The 24294-nt window shown below is 56.7% G+C and carries 20 protein-coding genes, 1 tRNA gene and 2 rRNA genes; 6 read left to right on the forward strand and 17 right to left on the reverse strand.

Features of this window, described 5'->3' with window-relative positions; genetic code table 11:
• Positions 1–9 precede the first annotated feature (9 nt).
• The 15 genes from phnO to FOY96_RS01730 all read right to left on the reverse strand — a co-directional run bounded on the left by phnO (position 10) and on the right by FOY96_RS01730 (position 10958).
• On the reverse strand, positions 10–444 hold the full coding sequence (gene phnO, locus FOY96_RS01660; RefSeq protein ID WP_143346411.1) for an aminoalkylphosphonate N-acetyltransferase: 435 nt from the start codon (positions 442–444) through the stop codon (positions 10–12).
• Positions 437–988 (reverse strand): ribose 1,5-bisphosphokinase, encoded by a 552-nt coding sequence (gene phnN / locus FOY96_RS01665; protein WP_143346412.1) that lies wholly within the window; start codon positions 986–988, stop codon positions 437–439. Before phnN ends, phnO begins: the two co-directional genes overlap by 8 nt.
• A complete protein-coding gene (phnM, locus tag FOY96_RS01670) occupies positions 985–2121 on the reverse strand; it encodes an alpha-D-ribose 1-methylphosphonate 5-triphosphate diphosphatase (protein WP_143346413.1) in 1137 nt (378 codons plus the stop codon). Before phnM ends, phnN begins: the two co-directional genes overlap by 4 nt.
• Entirely contained in the window at positions 2118–2798 is a 681-nt protein-coding gene (gene phnL / locus FOY96_RS01675; RefSeq protein ID WP_143346414.1) for a phosphonate C-P lyase system protein PhnL, read from the reverse strand. Before phnL ends, phnM begins: the two co-directional genes overlap by 4 nt.
• A gap of 9 nt (positions 2799–2807) precedes the next feature.
• A complete protein-coding gene (gene phnK / locus FOY96_RS01680) occupies positions 2808–3563 on the reverse strand; it encodes a phosphonate C-P lyase system protein PhnK (protein WP_048976472.1) in 756 nt (251 codons plus the stop codon).
• Positions 3560–4405 (reverse strand): alpha-D-ribose 1-methylphosphonate 5-phosphate C-P-lyase PhnJ, encoded by an 846-nt coding sequence (phnJ, locus tag FOY96_RS01685; protein WP_033144435.1) that lies wholly within the window; start codon positions 4403–4405, stop codon positions 3560–3562. The genes phnK and phnJ overlap by 4 nt, the downstream gene beginning before the upstream one ends.
• A complete protein-coding gene (locus tag FOY96_RS01690) occupies positions 4398–5462 on the reverse strand; it encodes a carbon-phosphorus lyase complex subunit (protein ID WP_073001678.1) in 1065 nt (354 codons plus the stop codon). The genes phnJ and FOY96_RS01690 overlap by 8 nt, the downstream gene beginning before the upstream one ends.
• The gene (phnH, locus tag FOY96_RS01695; RefSeq protein ID WP_032662532.1) at positions 5462–6046 is read right to left on the reverse strand and encodes a phosphonate C-P lyase system protein PhnH; all 585 of its coding nucleotides are present in this window, start codon (positions 6044–6046) and stop codon (positions 5462–5464) included. Before phnH ends, FOY96_RS01690 begins: the two co-directional genes overlap by 1 nt.
• A complete protein-coding gene (gene phnG, locus FOY96_RS01700; RefSeq protein WP_033144437.1) occupies positions 6043–6495 on the reverse strand; it encodes a phosphonate C-P lyase system protein PhnG in 453 nt (150 codons plus the stop codon). The genes phnH and phnG overlap by 4 nt, the downstream gene beginning before the upstream one ends.
• On the reverse strand, positions 6496–7221 hold the full coding sequence (phnF, locus tag FOY96_RS01705) for a phosphonate metabolism transcriptional regulator PhnF (protein ID WP_023310091.1): 726 nt from the start codon (positions 7219–7221) through the stop codon (positions 6496–6498).
• A gap of 20 nt (positions 7222–7241) precedes the next feature.
• Positions 7242–8021 carry a phosphonate ABC transporter, permease protein PhnE gene (phnE, locus tag FOY96_RS01710; RefSeq protein WP_023334213.1) on the reverse strand — a complete coding sequence of 260 codons (780 nt, stop codon included), beginning with the start codon at positions 8019–8021 and terminating at the stop codon, positions 7242–7244.
• 117 nt (positions 8022–8138) lie between these two features.
• On the reverse strand, positions 8139–9155 hold the full coding sequence (phnD, locus tag FOY96_RS01715) for a phosphonate ABC transporter substrate-binding protein (protein ID WP_047059567.1): 1017 nt from the start codon (positions 9153–9155) through the stop codon (positions 8139–8141).
• A 24-nt stretch (positions 9156–9179) separates the two neighbouring features.
• On the reverse strand, positions 9180–9968 hold the full coding sequence (phnC, locus tag FOY96_RS01720) for a phosphonate ABC transporter ATP-binding protein (RefSeq protein WP_033144439.1): 789 nt from the start codon (positions 9966–9968) through the stop codon (positions 9180–9182).
• A gap of 136 nt (positions 9969–10104) precedes the next feature.
• Positions 10105–10542, reverse strand: a complete 438-nt coding sequence (gene yjdN / locus FOY96_RS01725) for a VOC family metalloprotein YjdN (protein WP_033144440.1) — start codon at positions 10540–10542, stop codon at positions 10105–10107.
• A gap of 80 nt (positions 10543–10622) precedes the next feature.
• Entirely contained in the window at positions 10623–10958 is a 336-nt protein-coding gene (locus FOY96_RS01730; RefSeq protein WP_023310096.1) for a zinc ribbon domain-containing protein YjdM, read from the reverse strand.
• A gap of 595 nt (positions 10959–11553) precedes the next feature.
• Between FOY96_RS01730 and crfC the strand changes: the two genes are divergently transcribed.
• Both crfC and FOY96_RS01740 read left to right on the forward strand, forming a co-directional pair.
• Positions 11554–13899: a clamp-binding protein CrfC gene (gene crfC, locus FOY96_RS01735; protein WP_143346415.1), complete on the forward strand. Its 2346-nt coding sequence runs from the start codon at positions 11554–11556 to the stop codon at positions 13897–13899.
• Positions 13896–14771: a diguanylate cyclase regulator RdcB family protein gene (locus FOY96_RS01740; protein ID WP_069303543.1), complete on the forward strand. Its 876-nt coding sequence runs from the start codon at positions 13896–13898 to the stop codon at positions 14769–14771. Before crfC ends, FOY96_RS01740 begins: the two co-directional genes overlap by 4 nt.
• Before the next feature lie 44 nt (positions 14772–14815).
• On the opposite strand, the gene kdgT is transcribed toward FOY96_RS01740, so the two are convergent.
• Positions 14816–15808 carry a 2-keto-3-deoxygluconate transporter gene (gene kdgT, locus FOY96_RS01745; protein WP_033144443.1) on the reverse strand — a complete coding sequence of 331 codons (993 nt, stop codon included), beginning with the start codon at positions 15806–15808 and terminating at the stop codon, positions 14816–14818.
• Between the two features lie 648 nt (positions 15809–16456).
• Here kdgT and proP point away from each other — a divergent pair.
• Positions 16457–17959 carry a glycine betaine/L-proline transporter ProP gene (gene proP, locus FOY96_RS01750; protein WP_029740241.1) on the forward strand — a complete coding sequence of 501 codons (1503 nt, stop codon included), beginning with the start codon at positions 16457–16459 and terminating at the stop codon, positions 17957–17959.
• Between the two features lie 33 nt (positions 17960–17992).
• Here the strand turns inward: proP and FOY96_RS01755 are convergent, their stop codons facing one another.
• Positions 17993–18946, reverse strand: a complete 954-nt coding sequence (locus FOY96_RS01755) for a nickel/cobalt transporter (protein ID WP_143346416.1) — start codon at positions 18944–18946, stop codon at positions 17993–17995.
• A 494-nt stretch (positions 18947–19440) separates the two neighbouring features.
• Between FOY96_RS01755 and FOY96_RS01760 the strand changes: the two genes are divergently transcribed.
• From FOY96_RS01760 to FOY96_RS01770, 3 genes are all read left to right on the forward strand, one after another.
• A 16S ribosomal RNA gene (locus tag FOY96_RS01760) occupies positions 19441–20982 on the forward strand.
• A gap of 84 nt (positions 20983–21066) precedes the next feature.
• A tRNA-Glu gene (locus tag FOY96_RS01765) sits at positions 21067–21142 on the forward strand.
• A 182-nt stretch (positions 21143–21324) separates the two neighbouring features.
• Positions 21325–24227: ribosomal RNA gene (locus FOY96_RS01770) — 23S ribosomal RNA — on the forward strand.
• The 16S and 23S rRNA genes sit together here with 1 tRNA gene alongside, the layout of an rRNA operon.
• The last annotated feature ends 67 nt before the right edge of the window (positions 24228–24294 follow it).

Below are 24294 nucleotides of genomic sequence, written 5' to 3' on the forward strand. Positions count from 1 at the left end.
AGCGCACCTCTACAGCGGTTTGGTGAATCGGAAATGGCTCTGCGTGTATCCTTCACGAACGTAAAAACGGTGCGCGTCGGTGCGCTTCACGCTGGTGGAAAGTTCGGTCAGCTCCGCGCCGGCCTGTCGCGCTACCTCTTCCGCCCAGGCCAGCAGGTGACTTCCGACCTTTAACCCTCGCGCCTGCGGCATTACGACCAGCTCCTGGATCTCGCCGATCCAGCGCGCATGGTGCAGGTGAAACTGCATGTGCAGGCCGATCATGCCGATGACCTGTCCCTCTCTCTCCGCAAGCTGGTAGCGCATGTTGCGATCCTGCAGGTTGGCAAGAAACCCGGCGTGGAACGCCTGATGGTCGAACTCTGCCTGCTTGAGCTCGCAGATCAGGGCGTAAACACTCTGCGCATCGTCGGCGGTGGCGGGGCGAAGCTGGCAGTCAGGCATGCTGTTTCTCCTTCTGACGGATAAGCGATAAAAAGGTATCGACTGACTGTAGCAAACTTCCGTCGTTATTGAGGATGTAGCAGTCCGACGGGGCATAGCGGGCCGCACGCTCAAGCCGCAGATCGATCTCACGGGCTGATTCACGCCCCCGACTCTGCAACCGGCTGCGCAGAACGTCCGGCGAAACCTGCAGGCAGACCGGCAGCAGGGCCGCCTCATAGCGGGCGCGCGCTTGCGGCAGATGCGCACGCGAGCCGTTAACCAGCACGTCGAACCCCGCATGCAGCCAGAGGTCGATTTCGATGCCCACGCCATAGTAATAACCGTTGGCGTGCCAGCTCAGCGCCAGCAGGTTTTGCCCGGCGCGGATGAAAAACTCCTGCTCGCTCAGGGCGATATGATTTTCGCTCCCGGCATGGGCCGCGCGGGTAATATAGCGATGCGCGACCAGCAGCTGCGGATGTTCCCGCTGCCGTAAGGCGGACAGCAGGCTGTCTTTACCGGAACCCGAGGGCCCCATTAACCAGATGAGCCTTCCCATCAGAACACCCTTTTTCCCTGACGCCAGACGTGGTCGATATGAACGTGCTCGCCCTTGCGGTGGGCCAGCACCAGATCCGCGCGTTTACCCTCGGCGATTTCCCCGCGATCCTGAAGATTAAGCGCCGAGGCCGGGTTTTTCGTCACCAGGCGAATCGCCTGCGGCAGCGTAAAGCTGTTGCTCTCGTCGTCGGCCACCCGGAACGCCGCATCCAGCAGGCTGGCGGGATAGTAGTCGGATGAGAGGATATCCAGCAGACCCAGGGAGGCGAGCCTGCTTGCCGCGACGTTACCGGAATGCGATCCGCCGCGCACGATGTTTGGTGCGCCCATCAGCACGTTCATGCCGTGCCTGCGGGAGGCTTCAGCCGCTTCAAACGTGGTGGGAAATTCGGCGATCACGCTGCCAAGCTGATGGGATTCGCGCACGTGATCGTGCGTGGCGTCGTCATGGCTGGCCAGCGCGATATTGCGGTCACGACACATCGCGGCAATCCTGAGACGGTTTGGCTGCGACCACTGGGCCGCAAGCGTCAGCTGCTCTTCCTCGTAGCGGGCCATCTCCGCATCGCTGAGAGAATATTTGCCCTGATAGTATTCGCGATACTTTTCAATGTTGGCGAACTGGCGCTGCCCCGGCGAGTGGTCCATCAGGGAGACCAGCGAGACCGGCTCGCGCCCGACCAGCTTTTCAAACAGCGGCAGGGTGGTGTGGTGCGGCAGCTCGCAGCGCAGGTGGAGACGGTGCTCGGCGCGGTTGAGGCCGCGCTTTTGCGTCTCCTCCACGGCGTTGATCATCTTCTCCAGATTCTCCAGGCGATCGCCGCCGTCGCGCACGTCGCCAATCGCCACCGCGTCCAGCACGGTGGTGATGCCGCTGGCGACCATCAGCGCGTCATGGCTGCTCATCGCCGAATGGGCGGGCCAGTCGACCTTCGGGCGCGGGGTGAAAAATTTGTCCAGATTATCGGTATGCAGCTCAATCAGCCCCGGCAGCAGCCAGCCGCCTTCACCGTCCATCGCTTCAGGGGTACGGCTTTGGGTTTCGGCAAAGGCGCGAATAACGCCTTCATGGACTTCAACCGAGCCATTAACCACTTCATTTTCCAGCACCAGCCTGACGTTATTGATAATCATGCGTGGACCCCCATCGGGTGCAATCTGTCCGCCACGCGGCTGCGTACGGCGTCGTCGTGGAAGATCCCGACGATCGCCGCGCCGCGCGCTTTGGCCTGTTCGATCAGTTCCACCACGGCGGCGCTGTTTTTGCCGTCGAGCGAGGCGGTGGGTTCATCCAGAAGTAAAATCGGGTAGTCGACGATAAACCCGCGGGCGATATTGACGCGCTGCTGCTCGCCGCCGGAAAAGGTCGACGGGGCGAGATGCCACAGGCGCTCCGGCACGTTGAGGCGCGTCAGCAGGCTGGCGGCTTTGGCGGCGCAGGCTTCGCGCGGCACGCCGAGATCCAGCAGCGGCTGCATCACTACGTCCAGGGCGGAGATCCGCGGGATCACCCGCAGAAACTGGCTCACCCAGCCGATCGTCGTGCGGCGCACTTCCAGCACTTTACGCGCGGGGGCCTGCACCAGATCGACCCACTCATCATTGTGGCGAATATGAATGTGGCCTTCGTCCGGGAGATAGTTGGCGTACAGGGAGCGTAGCAGGGTGGATTTTCCGCTGCCGGAATGGCCGTGCAGCACCACGCATTCGCCGCTGCTGATCTCTAACGAGGCATTTTGCAGCACCGGCAGACGCACGCCGTTTTGCTGGTGGAGCACAAAGGTCTTACTTACGTTTTGTACGTGGATCATGTTGGCCTCTTAATTCTGCAATACGGACGACACCAGCAGCTGGGTGTACGGATGGTGTGGATCGTCGAGCACCCGGTCGGTGAGCCCACTTTCCACCACCTGGCCCTGCTTCATCACCAGCAGACGGTCCGCAAGCAGGCGCGCAACGCCCAGATCGTGGGTGACAATCACCACCGCGAGGTTCAGCTCCACCACCAGACCGCGCAGCAGGTCGAGCAGGCGCGCCTGCACGGAGACGTCCAGCCCGCCGGTGGGTTCATCCATAAACACCAGCTTCGGATGGGTGACCAGGTTGCGGGCAATCTGCAGGCGCTGCTGCATCCCGCCGGAGAAGGTCGTCGGCAGGTCGTCGATGCGCGAGGCGGGGATTTCCACTTCCTCCAGCCAGTGCTGGGCGGTAGCGCGGATGTTGCCGTAGTGGCGCGCGCCGGTGGCCATCAGGCGTTCGCCGATGTTGCCCCCGGCAGAGACCTGACGGCGCAGGCCGTCCATCGGGTGCTGATGTACCACGCCCCACTCGGTGCGCAGCAGGCGGCGGCGTCCGGCCTCGCTCATGCCGTACAGCGAGGCGCCCTCATACAAAATGTCGCCTTTCTGCGGCGTCAGGCGCGCGGAGATGGACTTCAGCAGGGTGGTTTTGCCGGAGCCGGACTCGCCGACGATCCCCAGCACCTCGCCCGGCCACAGCTCGAACGACACGTCGCTAAAGCCTTTGCCCGGCGCATACAGGTGAGTCAGGTTATTAACCGAAAGCAGCGGTTTCATTGGCTGTTCGCCTCGCTCTGTTGGCGGCAGTAATCGGTGTCGGAGCAGACAAACATCCGTTTGCCCGTATCGTCCAGCACCACCTCGTCCAGATAGCTGTGTTTGGATCCGCAGATGGCGCACGGCTCGTCCCACTCCTGCACCGTAAACGGGTGATCGTCGAAATCCAGGCTTTCCACGCGGGTGTAAGGCGGGACGGCGTAGATGCGCTTTTCGCGCCCGGCGCCGAAAAGCTGCAGGGCGGGCATCATGTCCATCTTCGGGTTATCGAATTTCGGGATCGGCGACGGGTCCATCACGTAGCGTCCGTTCACCTTCACCGGATAGGCGTAGGTGGTGGCGATATGGCCGAAGCGGGCGATATCCTCATACAGCTTCACCTGCATGACGCCGTACTCTTCCAGCGCGTGCATGGTGCGGGTTTCCGTTTCGCGCGGCTCGATAAAGCGCAGCGGCTCCGGGATCGGCACCTGGAAAATCAAAATTTGATCTTCAGTGAGCGGGGTTTCCGGGATGCGGTGACGGGTCTGGATCAGCGTTGCGTCTTCGGTTTTTTCGGTGGTATTGACGCCGGTTACGCGCTGGAAGAAGCTGCGGATCGACACGGCGTTGGTGGTGTCGTCGGCGCCCTGGTCGATGACCTTCAGCACGTCCGCCTCGCCGATCACGCTGGCGGTGATCTGAATACCGCCCGTGCCCCAGCCGTAGGGCATCGGCATTTCGCGGCCGCCGAACGGCACCTGATAGCCCGGAATGGCCACCGCTTTTAAGATGGCGCGGCGGATCATGCGTTTGGTTTGCTCATCCAGATAGGCAAAGTTGTAGCCGCTTAAGTTAGCCATTTTTGCGCTCCCGTTGCAGGCGTTTCAGCAGTTCCAGTTCGGCCTGGAAATCGACGTAGTGCGGCAGCTTGAGGTGCGAGACGAAGCCAGCGGCCTCAACGTTATCCGCGTGGGCCAGCACAAACTCTTCGTCCTGCGCCGGGCCTGCAACGTGCTCGCCGTAGTCCGGTGCCTGCAGGGCGCGGTCGACCAGCGCCATTGCCATGGCCTTGCGCTCGCCGAGGCCGAATACCAGCCCGTAGCCGCGGGTAAAGTGCGGGTCTTCGTCTTCCGGGGCGACGAAACCGTTAACCATTTCACACTCGGTCATCAGCAGTTCGCCGACGTTCACCGCAAAACCCAGCTCTTCCGGTACGATCTCGACGTCGATGTAGCCGCTGCGAATTTCGGCCGCAAACGGGTGGTTGCGCCCGTAGCCGCGCTGGGTGGAGTAGGCCAGCGCCAGCAGATAGCCTTCGTCGCCGCGCATCAGCTGCTGCAGGCGGGACGAGCGCGAGCACGGGTAAACCGGCGGCGTGCGGGTGATGTCATCCGGCTGCGCGCCTGAATCTTCTTCCGTCTTCGCCAGGCCCTGTTTTGCCAGCAGGCTGAAGACGTGCGGAGACGGTTCCTGTTCGGCGTCGGAGGTGCTGAGCTGCGGCGATTCGCCGTTCGCCAACAGGGTAAAATCCAGCAGGCGGTGGGTGTAGTCGTAGGTGGGGCCAAGCAGCTGGCCGCCGGGAACGTCTTTATAAACGGCAGAAATGCGACGTTCCAGGCGCATCTCCGCCGTATTCACCGGCTCGCTGACCGCCAGTTTCGCGAGCGTGGTGCGGTAGGCGCGCAGCAGGAAGATGGCTTCCACGCTGTCGCCGCTGGCCTGCTTCAGGGCCAGCGCCGCCAGCTCGCGATCGGCGATGCCGCCCTCGGTCATCACGCGGTCGACGGCGAGGTTTAGCTGCTGCTCAATCTGGGCGACGCTCAGCTCGGGAAGCCGTTCATCGCCCCGTCGTCTGTGCGCCTGTAGCGCATGGGCGGCGGCGATGGCCTTCTCGCCCCCTTTGACGGCAACGTACATCAGCACACCTCCACGTGGGTGGTCCGCGGGATTGCCAGCAGGCGCTCGCCGCAGGTCAGGATCAGGTCAATGCCCAGCGGGAACGGGTGCGGGCGCTCGGTCAGCTCGTGAATGATGCACTCCGGCAGCTGCGGCGCAACCATGCGTTCGTCGGCGATGCCTGCCCCCGTGAGGCGCAGCATGCGGCCGCCGCTCAGGCTGGAAACCTGCAGGATCAGCGTGGCGCTGGTCTCCGGGGCGACGGCGCTGCCTTCGCTCAGGGCATTCAATTGCTCATGGCTGATTTGCTCGTCAGCCACGGCAAAAACCGCCTGCTGGGGCTGATCGACCAGCGGAGCGCTGGTGTGAAAACGCAGGTTCTGGCTGGCGATATCGTTCGACAGCGCGCCCGAAAGCCACACCGGTGTGTCGTTGTCGGCAAGCGTCAGCAGCACGCTGGTGGTCGCCAGGTTCAGCGGCAGCCAGCCCTGGGAGAGCTGGTGCAGCGAGACGATCACGCCCGGCTCGCTCATCGCTTTCAGCAGGCGACGAAAACTGTGTTGGGCATCCTGGACGGCCAGGGTAAAAGCAGGTTGAAGCGTCATGCGTTGTCTCCGCGAACGAGCGTAAAGAAGTCGACCCGGCTGGTGTTCACTTCGGCCTGACGTGCGGCAATGCGCGCGGCGCGGTCGGCTTCCAGCGGGGCAATAAGGGTTTCCATTAACGTCTGGAAATAGGGTTGTTCTTGTAAAAGCGCGTCGATCACCGCGCAGCGCTCGGCGTGCGCTTTGTCGCGCCCCAGCACGTAGCTGTAGCCCAGCGTGCCGCTGTTCAGGCGGATTGCCGCGCGGGTGAGGGTGGCGTCTCCGGCGAAAAAGCGTTCTCCGGTGCCGCCCATGCGCGCCTGGATCTGAACGAGGCCGATCTCCGGGGCGCGAAGGGTGTCGTAGTCTGGCGTCAGGCTGAGCGCGTTCATGCGGGCAGCCAGCGCAGCAGGCTGGCTATGGGCCAGCACGCGCATCCAGCGCTGTCGGGTGGCGGTGTCGAAGTGCATTCAGTGCTCCATGGTGAATTCGATCATGTCGGCGCGGGTCAGGCTGACGGAGTATTCCGTCGCGTTGATCTCGCCGTCACGGTGGTTGAGGGTGCGCACGCAGAGCAGCGGGGCCATATTGGGGATTTCGAGCACTTTGCTCTCTTTCGCCTGCGCGCGACGGGCGCTGATGCGGGTCTGGGTGCGCTTGAGCGCAATGCCGGTCGCATCCTGAAGAAAATCATGCAGCGAGCCGCTGGAGAAATGCTGGAGCACGGGCCAGAGGGCGAGGTCCGCAAAGTAATGGTCTATCTGGCATACCGCCACGCCGTTAACGCGACGCAGGGTACGCAGGTGAATGACATCGTCGCCCTCCTGAATGCCCAGCGCGTCCGCCACGTGGCTGGAGGCCGGGCGCAATACCGAGAGCAGCTTTTCGCTGGTCGGGTGGCTGCCCTGATCCAGCAGGTTCTGGCTAAAGCGCGCCTGGGCGTTCAGCGGGTAGTCGAACGGGCGCATCAGCACCAGCACGCCCACGCCCTGGCGGCGCTGGACCCAGCCGCGCTCGACCAGCTGGTCAATGGCGCGACGCAGGGTGTGGCGGTTCACTTCATAGCGGTCGGCAAGCTGCTGCTCGGCGGGCAGGTAGTCCCCGCAGCGGTAGTGCGTGCGCAGCTCCACTTCGAGCTTTGCCGCAATCTCTTGCCAGCGGGTCGGGTAACTGGTCGGATGTCTGGATAAGTGCATAGAAAACAAAGCCTCGCTTCTCAGATGAAGTGCTTACGCAAACGTTGAGAGAGGAAATCCAGCAGGCTGACGGTGACGATGATGAGCACCATCAGGGCGCAGGTTTGCTGGAACTGGAAACCGCGAATCGCTTCCCACAGGGTGACGCCAATCCCGCCTGCGCCCACCATGCCGACCACGGTGGCGGAGCGGACGTTGGACTCAAAGCGGTACAGGGAGTAGGAGATCAGGAGCGGCATAACCTGCGGCAGGACGCCGTACAGGATCTCTTCGATTTTGTTGGCGCCCGTTGCGCGGATGCCTTCCACCGGGCCGGGCTCGATGGCTTCGACCGCTTCGGAGAGCAGCTTGGAAAGCACGCCGGTAGTGTGGATGAACAGCGCCATCACGCCGGCGAACGGACCCAGGCCAACGGCGACCACGAACAGCATCGCAAAGACCATTTCATTGATGGCGCGACAGGCGTCCATCAGGCGACGCATCGGCTGGTATACCCACCACGGCACGATGTTTTCGGCACTCATCAGGCCAAAGGGAATGGAGAGAACGACGGCAAGGGCGGTGCCCCAGACGGCGATTTGCAGGGTGACCGCCATTTCGCTGAGGTAATCCTGCCACTGGCTGAAGTCCGGCGGGAAGAAGTCGGCGGCGAAGGTCGCCATGTTGCCCGCGTCTTTGAAGAGCAGTAGCGGATCCATTTCCGCGCCCTTCCAGGAGATAACCAGCACCGCCAGCAGGATGGCCCAGCTTATGAGCGAGAACCAGCTGCGCTTCGGCGGCGGGAGGGTGATGGTTTGCATGTTGGCTCCTTTGGGTTTAGTCCCCTCTCCCTTGAGGGAGAGGGTTAGGGTGAGGGGGAAATGTGCGCGCTGATGCCCTCACCCCGGCCCTCTCCCACTGGGAGAGGGAGAAAGGCACTACTGCACCGCTTTATTCACGCTCGTCATCGCACCGAGCGCGGCGGTCAGGCGGTCGAGGTCTTCCAGCTGGGCTTCAATTGCGGCCACTTTGCTGGTCTTCTCCTCGTCCTTCAGCCCTTTGTTGTCCTTCACGCCCTGCATCTCTTTAAACAGCGCCAGCTGGCGAATCGGGACCAGCTGCAGGTCGCTTGACGGGCGGAACGGTGCCCAGCCCAGACGCGCCAGGACCGCTTTCTCTTCCGGCGTTTTGCCATAGGTCATAAAGAAGTCGTACACCTTGTCCTTGGTGCTCTCGGAGAGATTTTTACGCCAGACGATCGGGTCGCCCGGGATCAGCGGCGATTTCCAGATAACCTTGATCTCTTTCAGCTTGTCCGGCGCGGAAGTTTTCAGCTTGTCGAGGTTCTCGGTGTTGTTGGTGGCAACGTCCACCTGCTTGTTGGCCACGGCCAGGGCGTTGGTTTCGTGGCTGGCGTTCACCGTGCGTTTGAAGTCGCTGGCGGAGGCGTTGTTTTTGGCGAAGACGTAGTAGCCGGGGACAAGGTAGCCGGAGGTCGAGTTCGGGTCGCCGTTGCCGAAGGTCAGCTCTTTGCGTTTGGCGAGCATGTCGTTGAGGTTGTTGATCGGGCTGTCTTTGTTGACGATCAGCACGCTCCAGTAGCCCGGGGAGCCATCTGCCGCGACGGTCTGGGCAAAGACCTGGCCGTTCGCTCGGTCCACCGCTTCCATGGCGGAGAGGTTGCCGTACCAGGCGATGTCCACTTTATTAAAGCGCATCCCCTGGATGATGCCCGCGTAGTCCGGGGCGAAGAAGGCGTTCACTTTGATCCCCAGCTTAGTTTCCATATCTTTCAGGAACGGTTCCCACTGAGGCTTCAGGTTCTGCTGTGATTCCGTCGAAATAATGCCGAAGTTCAGCGCTTTTTCCTGCTCTTGTGCATACGCCGGGCTTAACAGGGTGCTGAGGCTGAACATGCTGGTAAAGGCCAGCGCGGCAACGGCTTTGTAGCTCATGTACTTTCCTCGGATCGGGTTTAATTAAGCAGCCTGCGCGTTCTCTTCGACGCGGTTAATGCTGCGGTAGAGATGGTCAAAACGTTCGTTATCAAACTGATGGCTCGCGCCATCAAAGAACACATGTCCCTGACGCAGGGCGACAATGCGTTCGCAGTAGCGCAGGGCGTAATCCACCTGATGCAGCGTGACCACTACGGTGATGCCGTCGTTCTGGTTAATGTCGCGCAGGGTTTCCATCACGATGCGGGCGGACTCCGGGTCCAGCGAGGCAATGGGTTCGTCTGCAAGAATGATTTGCGCTTTCTGCATCAGCGCGCGCGCAATCGCCACGCGCTGCTGTTGCCCACCGGACAGGGTGGAGACGCGCTGGTGGGCAAAATGCGCCATGCCGACGCGGGTCAGAGCCTGCAAGGCTTCCTGCTTCTGCGAAGGGGAGAACCAGCGCAGACAGGTGCGCCAGAACGGGGTGCTGCCGAGCGCGCCAATCAGCACGTTCTCCAGCACCGTCAGGCGGTTCACCAGGTTGAACTGCTGGAAGATGTAGCCCGTCTGGGCGCGGCTCTTGCGGATATCACTGGCGAGACGCCCCGCGCGCTGCACGGTATTGCCCAGCAGCTCGACGTGGCTTTCCGGCGTTTTATCGCAGGTGATAAGACCGCTTAAATGACGCAGAAGGGTGGATTTACCGGAACCGGATGGCCCCAGCAGCGCCACCATTTCGCCCTGCTGGACGGTCAGATCAACGGCATGCAGAGCCTTATTGTGATGGAAGGTCTTGCTCAGTTTCTCGACGCGGATGACGGTTTGCATGTGCTGGGCCTCACGATAAATGTGGCCTCATGCTGGCGCATCAATGTGACATTTGGGTTAAGTCTGGGTTGCGGGAGTTTGAAGAGTTGAGCGGAGTTTGATGACAGGCGGAGGCAGAGCGCCCACCGCCCGAAAATTAGTGCTGCTGCTTAACGACGTTAATCATCCACGGCACGCCGTATTTATCGGTGACTTTACCGAAACCGTGTGCCCAGAAGGTTTCCTGCCAGGCCATGTCGATATTCCCGCCCGCGGCGAGGTTGTCGAACCAGCGTTTGCCTTCATTAACGTCCTGGGTGTCGAGAACCAGCGTGAAGCCCGCGTACTGCGCGTTGCTGCCAGGCGGCATCCCGTCGCTCATCATGATATCGCTGCCCGCAATGCGGACGTTGGAGTGAGCGATAGCCGAATCCGGAAATTGCATACCGGACGGACAGCCTTCTTCGCTGTTATCGCTTTTTGGCATTTCGCCGAAGGTGATTTTATAGAGAAGCTCTGCGCCGACGGCTTGCTGGTAGAAAGAAGTGGCTTCTGCACAGTTGCCGGCAAAAGAGATGTAGGGACTTAACGGCATAATCTTTACCTCACGTAAGAAAAGCCCGTTAAGTGTAGTTCCCGAAAACCCGGTAAGCGAAGCGCCACCGGGCGGGTAAATCAGTTCTTTTTCACGAACTCTGATTTCAGCTTCATCGGACCGAAGCCGTCAATTTTGCAGTCGATATTATGATCGCCTTCAACCAGACGGATATTCTTCACTTTGGTGCCGATCTTCAGCATGGAAGAACTGCCTTTCACTTTCAGATCTTTAATCACGGTTACGCTGTCGCCGTCCGCCAGCAAATTGCCGTTCGCATCTTTTACGACAAGTGCATCAGCATCGTGGGATGGTTCGGCATCATTCCATTCGTGAGCGCATTCCGGGCAGATGAACATGCCATTATCTTCATAGGTGTATTCAGAATTGCATTTTGGGCAGTGTGGGAGTGACATATCGGTATCCTCAAAAAGTGTAAACGCGCTGGAAAGTGCCAGCTAAATGACGGCAGCGTGCCGAAAAAGGCGGCAAGTATAGCGCAAATCCACACGTTTGTCGGTGACATTGTGAATTAAAAAAATGCAAAAAGCGTATCGGGAGTGACACTTCCTGTCAGTCAGTTAAGCGATGCTTACCTCATTAACACGTTGGGAAGAAATGACGCTAAATATATCGAATATTTTATTGCAGCAAATTGCTACGCTCCTTCATTTCGGATAAGGTGAAGCGACACATTGTTATTTATCTCCTGACTTCGCTGCCATCCATATCTTTTGGCAGGGGCGTATTACCTCTCTTTTTAGGTGGGTAAATAATGATGATATATCCTGAAGTTTCTTAAAATTGGGCTACGCTTTTTTCCTTTGGCCGTCAGGCCAGGAGGGGAGCTATACACGCCATGCAAGGATAGCGAATTATTTCTGATTATCATCAATCAGTTATATTTCGGCGGACATGTTTTCCACACGTGATCATATAAGCCTGAACAACATAATTAATACCAGTGGCTTAATAAAAGTAATAAATTTGCGTTAAGGAAAGGCTTTTATCATGCACACACAGACCATTTTTGAATTAAGCCAGGAAGCTGAGCGTTTGCTACAGCTCGCCCGGCAAAACCTTGATACGTTGAAATCAATGCCGACTGCTATGCTGGAGAGCACCGCGGCTGCTATTACGGGTGAAAAGAACAACGTTTTACCTTTGCATTTTAGCGCGCGCGGTGTCGAAGCGCAGCAGGCGATGCTGAATAATGAATTACGAAAAATAACCCGGCTGGAAATGGTCCTGGCTATTGTTGGCACTATGAAAGCGGGGAAATCGACCACCATTAATGCGATTGTGGGGACCGAAGTGTTGCCGAACCGCAATCGTCCGATGACGGCGCTTCCTACCCTGATTCGCCACACGCCGGGTCAGAAGGAGCCGGTGCTGCATTTCTCACATGCCTCGCCCATTGATGAATTGATCCAACTGCTCCAGAAAAAGCTATGCGATTACGATCGCGGAAAGCTCGCCCAGCATCTGGAAATTGATAAAGACATGAATACGCTGCTGGAGCGCATTGAAAAAGGAGAGGCTTTTGAGAAGCATCACCTGGGCGCGCAGCCGATATTTCATTGTCTGAAAAGCCTCAACGACCTGGTGAGGCTTTCCCAGGCGTTAGGGGTGGAGTTTCCGTTCTCTGAGTATGCGGCTATCGAACATATTCCGGTGATTGAAGTGGAGTTCGTGCATCTTGCGGGTCTGGATGCTCACCTCGGACAGCTGACGCTGCTCGATACGCCCGGACCGAATGAGGCCGGACAGCCGCACCTGCAAAAAATGCTCAGCGAGCAGTTGTCCCGCGCATCGGCAGTGCTGGCCGTGATGGATTATACCCAGCTTAAATCCATCTCTGATGAAGAAGTCCGCCAGGCTATTTCCGCGGCGGGAAAATCCGTGCCGCTGTATGCGCTGGTCAATAAATTCGATCAGAAAGATCGCAATAGCGACGATGAAGAGCAGATCCGGGCGATGATCTCCGGCACCTTAATGAAAGGCAATATTTCGCCTGGCCAGATCTACCCCGTTTCGTCCATGTGGGCCTATCTGGCGAACCGCGCTCGCTACGAGATGAGTACCCACGGACAACTGCCGGATCATCAGGAGCAACCCTGGGTACAGGACTTTGCCGAAGCGGCGCTTGGGCGACGCTGGCGTACGGCGGACCTGGACGATATCGACCATATTCGTCATGCTGCCGATTTGCTCTGGGAAGATTCGCTTTTCGAACAACCGATACGCAAGCTGATTTACGCCGCCTATGCCAATGCCTCGCTTTACGCGCTGCGTTCGGCCTCGCATAAGCTGCTCAACTACGCACAAAATGCCCGGGAGTACCTCGACTTCCGCTATCAGGGGCTGACGGTTGCCTTTGAGGCTCTGGAACTGAATATCGCACGTCTGGAAGAGGACATGGCGCTTCTCCAGACGCGTCAGAGCGTGGTGAGCGATGAGGTGAAACATGAAGTTGAGGAGGCGCTGAACGCTACCGCGGACTTTATGGGCGCCCAAAAAATCGCGCTTAACCAGGCGATTGGCGAGGTGTTCAGCGCTCAGCATATTCTTGATTTGGCAGGCATCGATCGGCAGAACCCTCACGGTGACGAGCTGAAGCAGCTGGTTCTGGACGATGAAGGGCAGGCGCAGATCGCGCTGAGTAAAATCCGCTCCTCCTGCGAATTGGTGATGCTGGATGCACAGACGAAAATCTGCCGGGAGCTGGCGTTACGCTTCGACCAGCTTGAATCTACGCTGGCGCGTTCCCTGAACGAAGCCATGCGCCCCATCGAAACGCGTATTAAAGAGCATCTGAGCCATGCGGGTTTTCGGGCGCGAATCAGTTTCCCGGCGTTTCAGGCTCACCAGCTCAACTTCAATACGCGGGCGCTGTTTAACGATGCGATAGCGCAGGATGACAGCCAGGCAGGCCCGTCATCAGGCGGGAGCAGCATGCGAGAAACGGTCTCGCGCTGGCTCAATAACCCGGGCTGGGGTTGGGATGAGTATGTGGAAACGCGCACGCGATATGTTATCGATATTGCGCAGCTACATGACAAATTTAAGCAACATATTGAGCTGTTTTGTGAACAAATACGTAAAGCTTTGTCCGCGCAGGTCGATGTCTCTGTTACGGCAGGAATGGCGACGTTTTTTGCAGAATTCTCGCTGTGCCTGACCGGGTTACAGGAAAGCTTGCGTGATAGCCTCGCAGTGCGTCAACAGAATGAGCATTCAACCCGAGCGCTCTGCCAGCTGTTGAAACAAAGCATTACGACTGCGGCGTGGATACAGGAAGATACCCGACTGTTACGCGATGATATTCAAACTCTATTCGCGGCAGAGCAACCATGACAACACCACTACTGGACGGCCCCGGGCGAACGCTGGAGTGTATTAATCCAAAATTTATGGTCGATCTTGTTCAGGGAGTGGACGCGGCGCGTCATCCTCACCTGGGACCACAACAGCTTCAGTTTCGTGAGCGTTTGACTCAGGAAATCATGACGCATACCCGGCTGCGCCCGTGGGCGATGGCGGGTATGCTTAATGAAAATGCGGCGCTGCGCCTGGGGCTGGCGGAAAAACTGGCCGGCATGCTTGACCCGGGTCATCTCGCGCTGACGCTGATGGCAGAGAAACTGATTGCTTTGCGCCAGCAGACGCACCCGCGCGCCCAGCAGTCCCCCGGTCTGATGCAGCAGTACGCTGAACTCGCTTCTCATTTTACCCAACGCGCCGCCTATAAAGAGAAGGCGCTAACCCAGCGCGGGCTGACGGTGCAGGCGGGTGAGCATAGCGAGCAGATTTTTACCCGCTGGCGGGCCGGGCATTATGATGGCTGGTCGCTGGCCGGGCGCTGTTTTATCGTCCTGGAAGAGCTGCGCTGGGGGGCATTTGGTGACGCATGCCGCCTCGCGAATGAAGATGTGGCGGCAATGCTTAAGGATAACCTGCGCAGCATGGCGTCTAACTATCTGGCACAGGGCATCAATGCGTCACCCACGACCCGCCATTTCTATCACCAGTGGCTGACAACGCCGGCCTCTCCGGGTTTAATCGATCATAAAGACATGCTGGGCTGGCTGGGGGACTGGTGTCAGGCGGATCAACATCCGGTGAGCTGGTCAGTGACGCAAAACTGGCAGACCGTCGCGCTGGGCATGCCGAGACTCTGTTCGGCAAAACGGCTGGTGGACGGGATGGTGGAAGAGATTTTTGGCTAAATCTCTCCCCCTCTCCCCATTGGGAGAGGGAACGGTGCTGTGTGTTAATGATTCATTTCTATCGGCTTCGGTTCAGGCAGGGTCTCTTGCATATTCCCGTAGCGTTTCGCATACAGCGCCGTGATGATGGGGACCAGAATTGCGGTGACGATCACGCTCGCGGCAACCAGCGCCGTCGCTGAAGCGGCGACCGGTTCGAAGGCCGGGTTAATTTGGGCGATAATCACCGGGTTTGCGACTGCAGCACCGGCGGCTGAAGAGGCGGCGACGCCGGCCGTGCCGTTTCCTCCTCCGATGACTCGGTCGGCAATAATCAGCGGAATACCGGTGATGACGATCACGGCGACACCCAGCACAATGCCCAGCAGGCCGGTATCGAGAATGACCTTCAGGTTGATGGTGTTCCCCAGTGCGAAACCGAAGAACGGGATCAGCACCGGCGTGGCTTTGCTGAAGAAATCACGCAGATCGCGGTCGAGATTGCCAAGGGCGAAACCGACCAGGAAGGGCAGGATCGCGCCGACAAAGTGGTGGGGTTCAAACGAGGCCAGGCCAGCAGACCCCAGGATCAGCATCGTCATCAATGGGCCGGACTCCAGAGACATCAACACAAATGCGCCGGACTCTTCTTTCGTCCCGTACTGATTCATCAGGCTGGCGTACAATCCGCCGTTGGTCATATCCATCGCCGAGACGATCGCCAGGACCGATAAACCCGCAAAGAACCCGGTCTGAATTCCATTCTCCGGAATGAACATCGCGCATATCATTGCCACCGCCCAGGCTACCGCTATTTTGGTGATCACCAGCGTGCCGGATTTCCGTAATACTGTCCCCGTTGCCCGTAAATTAATGGATGCGCCGATACAAAAAAACCAGACGGCAAGAATGGGAACCGTGCCTGTTATCATGCCTTTTGTGAAACCGCCAAAATAAGCTCCGGTATTGGGAGCAAGGGTATTCAGGATCGCGCCCAGTACCAGCGGAACCAGCATCATGCCGCCGGGTATACGTTCTATCGTGGCTTTAATCTTCATAGACAAACCTCACATCGGATCCCGCAGTACGGGGGATAGGTGTTAAAAATTAGTCAATAAATTCAATTGATTGCTCGTATTGCTTGTGGTGTTTTTTCGAAAGCCCTGCAACAAAATTAAATGCGTGCTCTCAATTAACCTTTTCCTTAAACACGTAAAACGCTGAATTCGGATTTATGATGCGATCACTGGAATATTGATTCAATGAAAATAAAACATCGTTTTAGTTATCTTTATCACATATTCAATGTAAAACCTGAGGCCGGTTCCTGCTGATGAAAATTTATGTAAACCTGATGTGAATTAACGTGGTTTGTTTTTCTGTTACGAAAGAAATAATGACCTGCGGGAGGATGTTCTTTAGGTGGGGTAAGGAAGTACTTATTGGCACTCCTTGACAAAAATTTGCCTGAGTTGACCAGACACGAAAATATGTGTGAAGTTGATCACAAATATAAACGCTGGTAGGGTAAAAAGGTCATTAACTGCCCAGGCAGGCGTCAACAGGTTCGGTTGTATCGACGTAAAACGTCAATGTAAGTAAACCTGCTACGCTTGAATAAGGCGATTCGCATGGAGCGGATCCCATGGTTCACAGAACGCTAACTGGACTGTGAAACAGACAGGGCCGAGTCAACGAGGATAGCTATGCTGAGAAGGAAAAAGATTAAACCCATCACGCTTCGCGACGTCACCATTATTGATGACGCAAAGCTGCGTAAAGCCATTACCGCAGCCTCGCTCGGTAATGCGATGGAATGGTTCGATTTTGGTGTCTACGGCTTTGTGGCCTATGCGTTAGGTAAAGTGTTTTTCCCCGGGGCCGATCCCAGCCTGCAGATGATCGCCGCACTGGGTACGTTCTCCGTTCCCTTCCTGATTCGCCCGCTGGGCGGTCTGTTCTTCGGTATGCTCGGCGATAAATATGGTCGTCAGAAGATCCTGGCCATCACCATCGTCATTATGTCGATCAGTACATTCTGTATCGGCCTTATACCGTCTTACGCCACCATCGGCATTTGGGCACCGATTCTCCTGCTGATATGTAAGATGGCGCAGGGCTTCTCCGTGGGCGGTGAATATACCGGTGCCTCGATCTTTGTTGCCGAGTATTCCCCGGACCGTAAGCGCGGATTTATGGGGAGCTGGCTGGACTTCGGCTCGATTGCCGGGTTTGTCATGGGCGCGGGCGTAGTCGTACTGATTTCAACCGTGGTGGGTGAAGATAACTTCCTCGACTGGGGCTGGCGTATCCCGTTCTTCCTGGCATTGCCGCTGGGGATAATTGGTCTTTACCTGCGTCATGCGCTGGAAGAGACGCCTGCTTTCCAGCAGCACGTCGAAAAACTGGAACAGGGTGACCGCGAAGGGCTACAGGATGGTCCGAAGGTGTCGTTCAAAGAGATTGCCACTAAGCACTGGCGCAGCCTGCTGACCTGTATTGGTCTGGTGATTTCGACCAACGTGACCTACTACATGCTGTTGACCTACATGCCGAGCTATCTGTCGCATAACCTGCACTACTCGGAAGATCACGGTGTGCTGATTATTATCGCCATCATGGTGGGTATGCTGTTTGTGCAGCCGATTATGGGCCTGTTGAGTGACCGTTTTGGTCGTCGACCGTTCATTATCCTGGGAAGCGTTGCGCTGTTTGCTCTGGCAATTCCGGCATTCATTCTGATTAACAGTGATGTGCTGGGGCTGATTTTTGCCGGTCTGCTGATGCTGGCGGTGATCCTTAACTGCTTTATCGGGGTGATGGCCTCCACGTTGCCCGCGATGTTCCCGACGCATATTCGCTACAGCGCGCTGGCCGCGGCCTTTAACATCTCGGTGCTGATTGCCGGTCTGACCCCGACGCTTGCCGCCTCGCTGGTCGAGAGCACGCAGAACCTGATGATGCCGGCTTATTACCTGATGGTGATTGCGGTGATTGGTTTGATTACAGGTCTTACCATGAAGGAGACGGCGAATCGCCCTCTGAAAGGCGCAACGCCTGCGGCGTCTGACATCCAGGAAGCGAAAGAGATCCTGCGCGAGCACTACGATAACGTAGAGCAGAAGATTGAGGATATTGACGCAGAGATTGAAGAGCTGCAGAAAAAACGCTCCCGACTGGTGGACCAGCATCCACGCATCAACGAGTAATAAAGAAACCCGCCAACGGCGGGTTTTCTTTTATTAACATCCGGCAGCGATGTAGTCGCCATTGGCACTGACGGGGATCACCGTCAGGAACAGCACCGTCGCAAACAGGATCAGGACTATCCCTCCGGCTATTTTGACTGCCGGTACCAACCATCTCAATGAGGCGCTTTCTCCGAACCAGGTCACCGTGCGCTCGCGGGCGTAACGTACAGCCAGGGAAAGCCCCACAATAGAAAGTGCGGTGCCCAAAGACATGGTCATGACCGCAGCCACTCCCCAAGTGACAATGCCCAGCGCGTTCGAAAACATCAGAATCATGATCGCCCCGCTGCACGGGCGTGCGCCAATCGCCAGAATGACGCCCAGGCGCGTTTTCCAGTCGCCTTGTGTCAGGTTTACCCCCACGCCGTGGTGGCCGCAGCCACAGTGTTCATCATGCTGATGAAGCGGCTTGATGGCGGAGATAGTCATTCTGCGCGGGCGCAGGCTCTTCAGCGCCTGGTAAATAACGAATGCACCGAATGCGCCAATAAGCACAGCGCTTATCTTTTCCACGTACCAGCGGCTGGTACTGATATCCCCTGAGGCGAGGTTAAACCCCACCGCCAGAATAAAGACAAACAGAATGGCGCTGACGCCCTGCATCAGGCTACCCAGGAAGGGGACAACCCGGGCTGCCAGTTCGCTTTCCTTATTGGTGGTCAGATAGGTCGTCACGATGAACTTTCCGTGTCCGGGTCCAATGGCGTGAAGGACACCATAAAGGAAAGCCCCCGTTAACAGCCATAATCCGCCGCTGTACTGGTGGTTATTAAGCTGCAGCAGATACATCACCAGATAGCGGTGCAGCGTAATTTGCGTGGCGAGACACCACTGGATAAAGGCGTTCCAGTGCGCATGCAGGGTAAAACCCGCAAAGAGGATTGCCAGCAGCAGCAAACCTGCGGTAGGGAGACGCCAGTCGCGGGCGAGGCGTTGTGTGGTCATGAGGGGGGCCTGCACAGGGGAGAATATTTGCCGCTAGTATAGTTGATCTTCTCGCTCAATTCGTGGGATCGCATCGCGACCCGCTCATGATTGTGGATAACTTTGTGCATAAAAGGGTATAAGGCGGGGTTTTGCTGTGGAATGCAGCAGTCAGTCATTTTTCTGTCATTTAGCGGTTGCGGCCAGCTGAGAACTCCCTATAATGCGCCTCCATCGACACGGCGGATGTGAAACACTTCACAAACAAGCCGGTCGGTTGAAGAGAAAAATTCTGAAATAACGGGTTGACTCTGAAAGAGGAAAGCGTAATATACGCCACCTCGCAACGGTGAGCGAAAGCCGCGTTGCACTGCTCTTTAACAATTTATCAGACAATCTGTGTGGGCACTCAAAGTGACATGGATTCTTAACGTCGCAAGACGAAAAATGAATACCAAGTCTCTGAGTGAACATACGTAATTCATTACGAAGTTTAATTCACGAGCATCAAACTTAAATTGAAGAGTTTGATCATGGCTCAGATTGAACGCTGGCGGCAGGCCTAACACATGCAAGTCGAGCGGCAGCGGAAAGTAGCTTGCTACTTTGCCGGCGAGCGGCGGACGGGTGAGTAATGTCTGGGAAACTGCCTGATGGAGGGGGATAACTACTGGAAACGGTAGCTAATACCGCATAACGTCGCAAGACCAAAGAGGGGGACCTTCGGGCCTCTTGCCATCAGATGTGCCCAGATGGGATTAGCTAGTAGGTGGGGTAACGGCTCACCTAGGCGACGATCCCTAGCTGGTCTGAGAGGATGACCAGCCACACTGGAACTGAGACACGGTCCAGACTCCTACGGGAGGCAGCAGTGGGGAATATTGCACAATGGGCGCAAGCCTGATGCAGCCATGCCGCGTGTATGAAGAAGGCCTTCGGGTTGTAAAGTACTTTCAGCGGGGAGGAAGGTGTTGTGGTTAATAACCACAGCAATTGACGTTACCCGCAGAAGAAGCACCGGCTAACTCCGTGCCAGCAGCCGCGGTAATACGGAGGGTGCAAGCGTTAATCGGAATTACTGGGCGTAAAGCGCACGCAGGCGGTCTGTCAAGTCGGATGTGAAATCCCCGGGCTCAACCTGGGAACTGCATTCGAAACTGGCAGGCTAGAGTCTTGTAGAGGGGGGTAGAATTCCAGGTGTAGCGGTGAAATGCGTAGAGATCTGGAGGAATACCGGTGGCGAAGGCGGCCCCCTGGACAAAGACTGACGCTCAGGTGCGAAAGCGTGGGGAGCAAACAGGATTAGATACCCTGGTAGTCCACGCCGTAAACGATGTCGACTTGGAGGTTGTGCCCTTGAGGCGTGGCTTCCGGAGCTAACGCGTTAAGTCGACCGCCTGGGGAGTACGGCCGCAAGGTTAAAACTCAAATGAATTGACGGGGGCCCGCACAAGCGGTGGAGCATGTGGTTTAATTCGATGCAACGCGAAGAACCTTACCTACTCTTGACATCCAGAGAACTTTCCAGAGATGGATTGGTGCCTTCGGGAACTCTGAGACAGGTGCTGCATGGCTGTCGTCAGCTCGTGTTGTGAAATGTTGGGTTAAGTCCCGCAACGAGCGCAACCCTTATCCTTTGTTGCCAGCGGTTCGGCCGGGAACTCAAAGGAGACTGCCAGTGATAAACTGGAGGAAGGTGGGGATGACGTCAAGTCATCATGGCCCTTACGAGTAGGGCTACACACGTGCTACAATGGCGCATACAAAGAGAAGCGACCTCGCGAGAGCAAGCGGACCTCATAAAGTGCGTCGTAGTCCGGATTGGAGTCTGCAACTCGACTCCATGAAGTCGGAATCGCTAGTAATCGTAGATCAGAATGCTACGGTGAATACGTTCCCGGGCCTTGTACACACCGCCCGTCACACCATGGGAGTGGGTTGCAAAAGAAGTAGGTAGCTTAACCTTCGGGAGGGCGCTTACCACTTTGTGATTCATGACTGGGGTGAAGTCGTAACAAGGTAACCGTAGGGGAACCTGCGGTTGGATCACCTCCTTACCTTAAAGAACCTGCCTTTGTAGTGTCCACACAGATTGTCTGATGAAAAGTAAATAGCAAGGCGTCTTGCGATTGAGACTTCACGTCCCCTTCGTCTAGAGGCCCAGGACACCGCCCTTTCACGGCGGTAACAGGGGTTCGAATCCCCTAGGGGACGCCACTTGCTGGTTCGTGAGTGAAAGTCACCTGCCGTCATATCTCAAAACTCATCTTCGGGTGACGTTTGAGATATTTGCTCTTTAAAAATCTGGATCAAGCTGAAAATTGAAACGACACACATGTTATGTGTGTTCGAGTCTCTCAAATTTTCGCAATCAGAAGTGAAACATCTTCGGGTTGTGAGGTTAAGCGACTAAGCGTACACGGTGGATGCCCTGGCAGTCAGAGGCGATGAAGGACGTGCTAATCTGCGAAAAGCGCCGGCGAGGTGATATGAACCTTTGACCCGGCGATGTCCGAATGGGGAAACCCAGTGTGTTCCGACACACTATCGTTAACTGAATACATAGGTTAACGAGGCGAACCGGGGGAACTGAAACATCTAAGTACCCCGAGGAAAAGAAATCAACCGAGATTCCCCCAGTAGCGGCGAGCGAACGGGGAGCAGCCCAGAGTCTGAATCAGCTTGTGTGTTAGTGGAAGCGTCTGGAAAGTCGCACGGTACAGGGTGACAGTCCCGTACACGAAAGCACAGGTTGTGAACTCGAAGAGTAGGGCGGGACACGTGGTATCCTGTCTGAATATGGGGGGACCATCCTCCAAGGCTAAATACTCCTGACTGACCGATAGTGAACCAGTACCGTGAGGGAAAGGCGAAAAGAACCCCGGCGAGGGGAGTGAAAAAGAACCTGAAACCGTGTACGTACAAGCAGTGGGAGCACCTTCGTGGTGTGACTGCGTACCTTTTGTATAATGGGTCAGCGACTTATATTCTGTAGCAAGGTTAACCGTATAGGGGAGCCGAAGGGAAACCGAGTCTTAACTGGGCGTTAAGTTGCAGGGTATAGACCCGAAACCCGGTGATCTAGCCATGGGCAGGTTGAAGGTTGGGTAACACTAACTGGAGGACCGAACCGACTAATGTTGAAAAATTAGCGGATGACTTGTGGCTGGGGGTGAAAGGCCAATCAAACCGGGAGATAGCTGGTTCTCCCCGAAAGCTATTTAGGTAGCGCCTCGTGAACTCATCTTCGGGGGTAGAGCACTGTTTCGGCTAGGGGGCCATCCCGGCTTACCAACCCGATGCAAACTACGAATACCGAAGAATGTTATCACGGGAGACACACGGCGGGTGCTAACGTCCGTCGTGAAGAGGGAAACAACCCAGACCGCCAGCTAAGGTCCCAAAGTCATGGTTAAGTGGGAAACGATGTGGGAAGGCACAGACAGCCAGGATGTTGGCTTAGAAGCAGCCATCATTTAAAGAAAGCGTAATAGCTCACTGGTCGAGTCGGCCTGCGCGGAAGATGTAACGGGGCTAAACCATGCACCGAAGCTGCGGCAGCGACGCTTAGGCGTTGTTGGGTAGGGGAGCGTTCTGTAAGCCGTTGAAGGTGTGCTGTGAGGCATGCTGGAGGTATCAGAAGTGCGAATGCTGACATAAGTAACGATAAAGCGGGTGAAAAGCCCGCTCGCCGGAAGACCAAGGGTTCCTGTCCAACGTTAATCGGGGCAGGGTGAGTCGACCCCTAAGGCGAGGCCGAAAGGCGTAGTCGATGGGAAACAGGTTAATATTCCTGTACTTGGTGTTACTGCGAAGGGGGGACGGAGAAGGCTATGTTAGCCGGGCGACGGTTGTCCCGGTTTAAGCATGTAGGCGGAGGTTCCAGGTAAATCCGGTACCTTTTAACGCTGAGGTGTGATGACGAGGCACTACGGTGCTGAAGTAACAAATGCCCTGCTTCCAGGAAAAGCCTCTAAGCATCAGGTAACACGAAATCGTACCCCAAACCGACACAGGTGGTCAGGTAGAGAATACCAAGGCGCTTGAGAGAACTCGGGTGAAGGAACTAGGCAAAATGGTGCCGTAACTTCGGGAGAAGGCACGCTGATATGTAGGTGAAGCCCCTGCGGGTGGAGCTGAAATCAGTCGAAGATACCAGCTGGCTGCAACTGTTTATTAAAAACACAGCACTGTGCAAACACGAAAGTGGACGTATACGGTGTGACGCCTGCCCGGTGCCGGAAGGTTAATTGATGGGGTTAGCGGCAACGCGAAGCTCTTGATCGAAGCCCCGGTAAACGGCGGCCGTAACTATAACGGTCCTAAGGTAGCGAAATTCCTTGTCGGGTAAGTTCCGACCTGCACGAATGGCGTAATGATGGCCAGGCTGTCTCCACCCGAGACTCAGTGAAATTGAACTCGCTGTGAAGATGCAGTGTACCCGCGGCAAGACGGAAAGACCCCGTGAACCTTTACTATAGCTTGACACTGAACACTGGTCCTTGATGTGTAGGATAGGTGGGAGGCTTTGAAGCGTGGACGCCAGTCTGCGTGGAGCCGACCTTGAAATACCACCCTTTAATGGCTGGTGTTCTAACGTAGACCCGTAATCCGGGTTGCGGACAGTGTCTGGTGGGTAGTTTGACTGGGGCGGTCTCCTCCCAAAGAGTAACGGAGGAGCACGAAGGTTAGCTAATCCTGGTCGGACATCAGGAGGTTAGTGCAATGGCATAAGCTAGCTTGACTGCGAGAGTGACGGCTCGAGCAGGTGCGAAAGCAGGTCATAGTGATCCGGTGGTTCTGAATGGAAGGGCCATCGCTCAACGGATAAAAGGTACTCCGGGGATAACAGGCTGATACCGCCCAAGAGTTCATATCGACGGCGGTGTTTGGCACCTCGATGTCGGCTCATCACATCCTGGGGCTGAAGTAGGTCCCAAGGGTATGGCTGTTCGCCATTTAAAGTGGTACGCGAGCTGGGTTTAGAACGTCGTGAGACAGTTCGGTCCCTATCTGCCGTGGGCGCTGGAGAATTGAGGGGGGCTGCTCCTAGTACGAGAGGACCGGAGTGGACGCATCACTGGTGTTCGGGTTGTCATGCCAATGGCACTGCCCGGTAGCTAAATGCGGAAAAGATAAGTGCTGAAAGCATCTAAGCACGAAACTTGCCCCGAGATGAGTTCTCCCTGACCCTTTAAGGGTCCTGAAGGAACGTTGAAGACTACGACGTTGATAGGTCGGGTGTGTAAGCGCAGCGATGCGTTGAGCTAACCGATACTAATGAACCGTGAGGCTTAACCTTACAACGCCGAAGCTGTTTCGGCGGATGAGACAGACATGATTTTCAGCCTGATACAGATTAACAGAAT

Origin of the sequence: Enterobacter asburiae (assembly GCF_007035645.1) — a bacterium.
Classification (GTDB): domain Bacteria; phylum Pseudomonadota; class Gammaproteobacteria; order Enterobacterales; family Enterobacteriaceae; genus Enterobacter; species Enterobacter asburiae_B.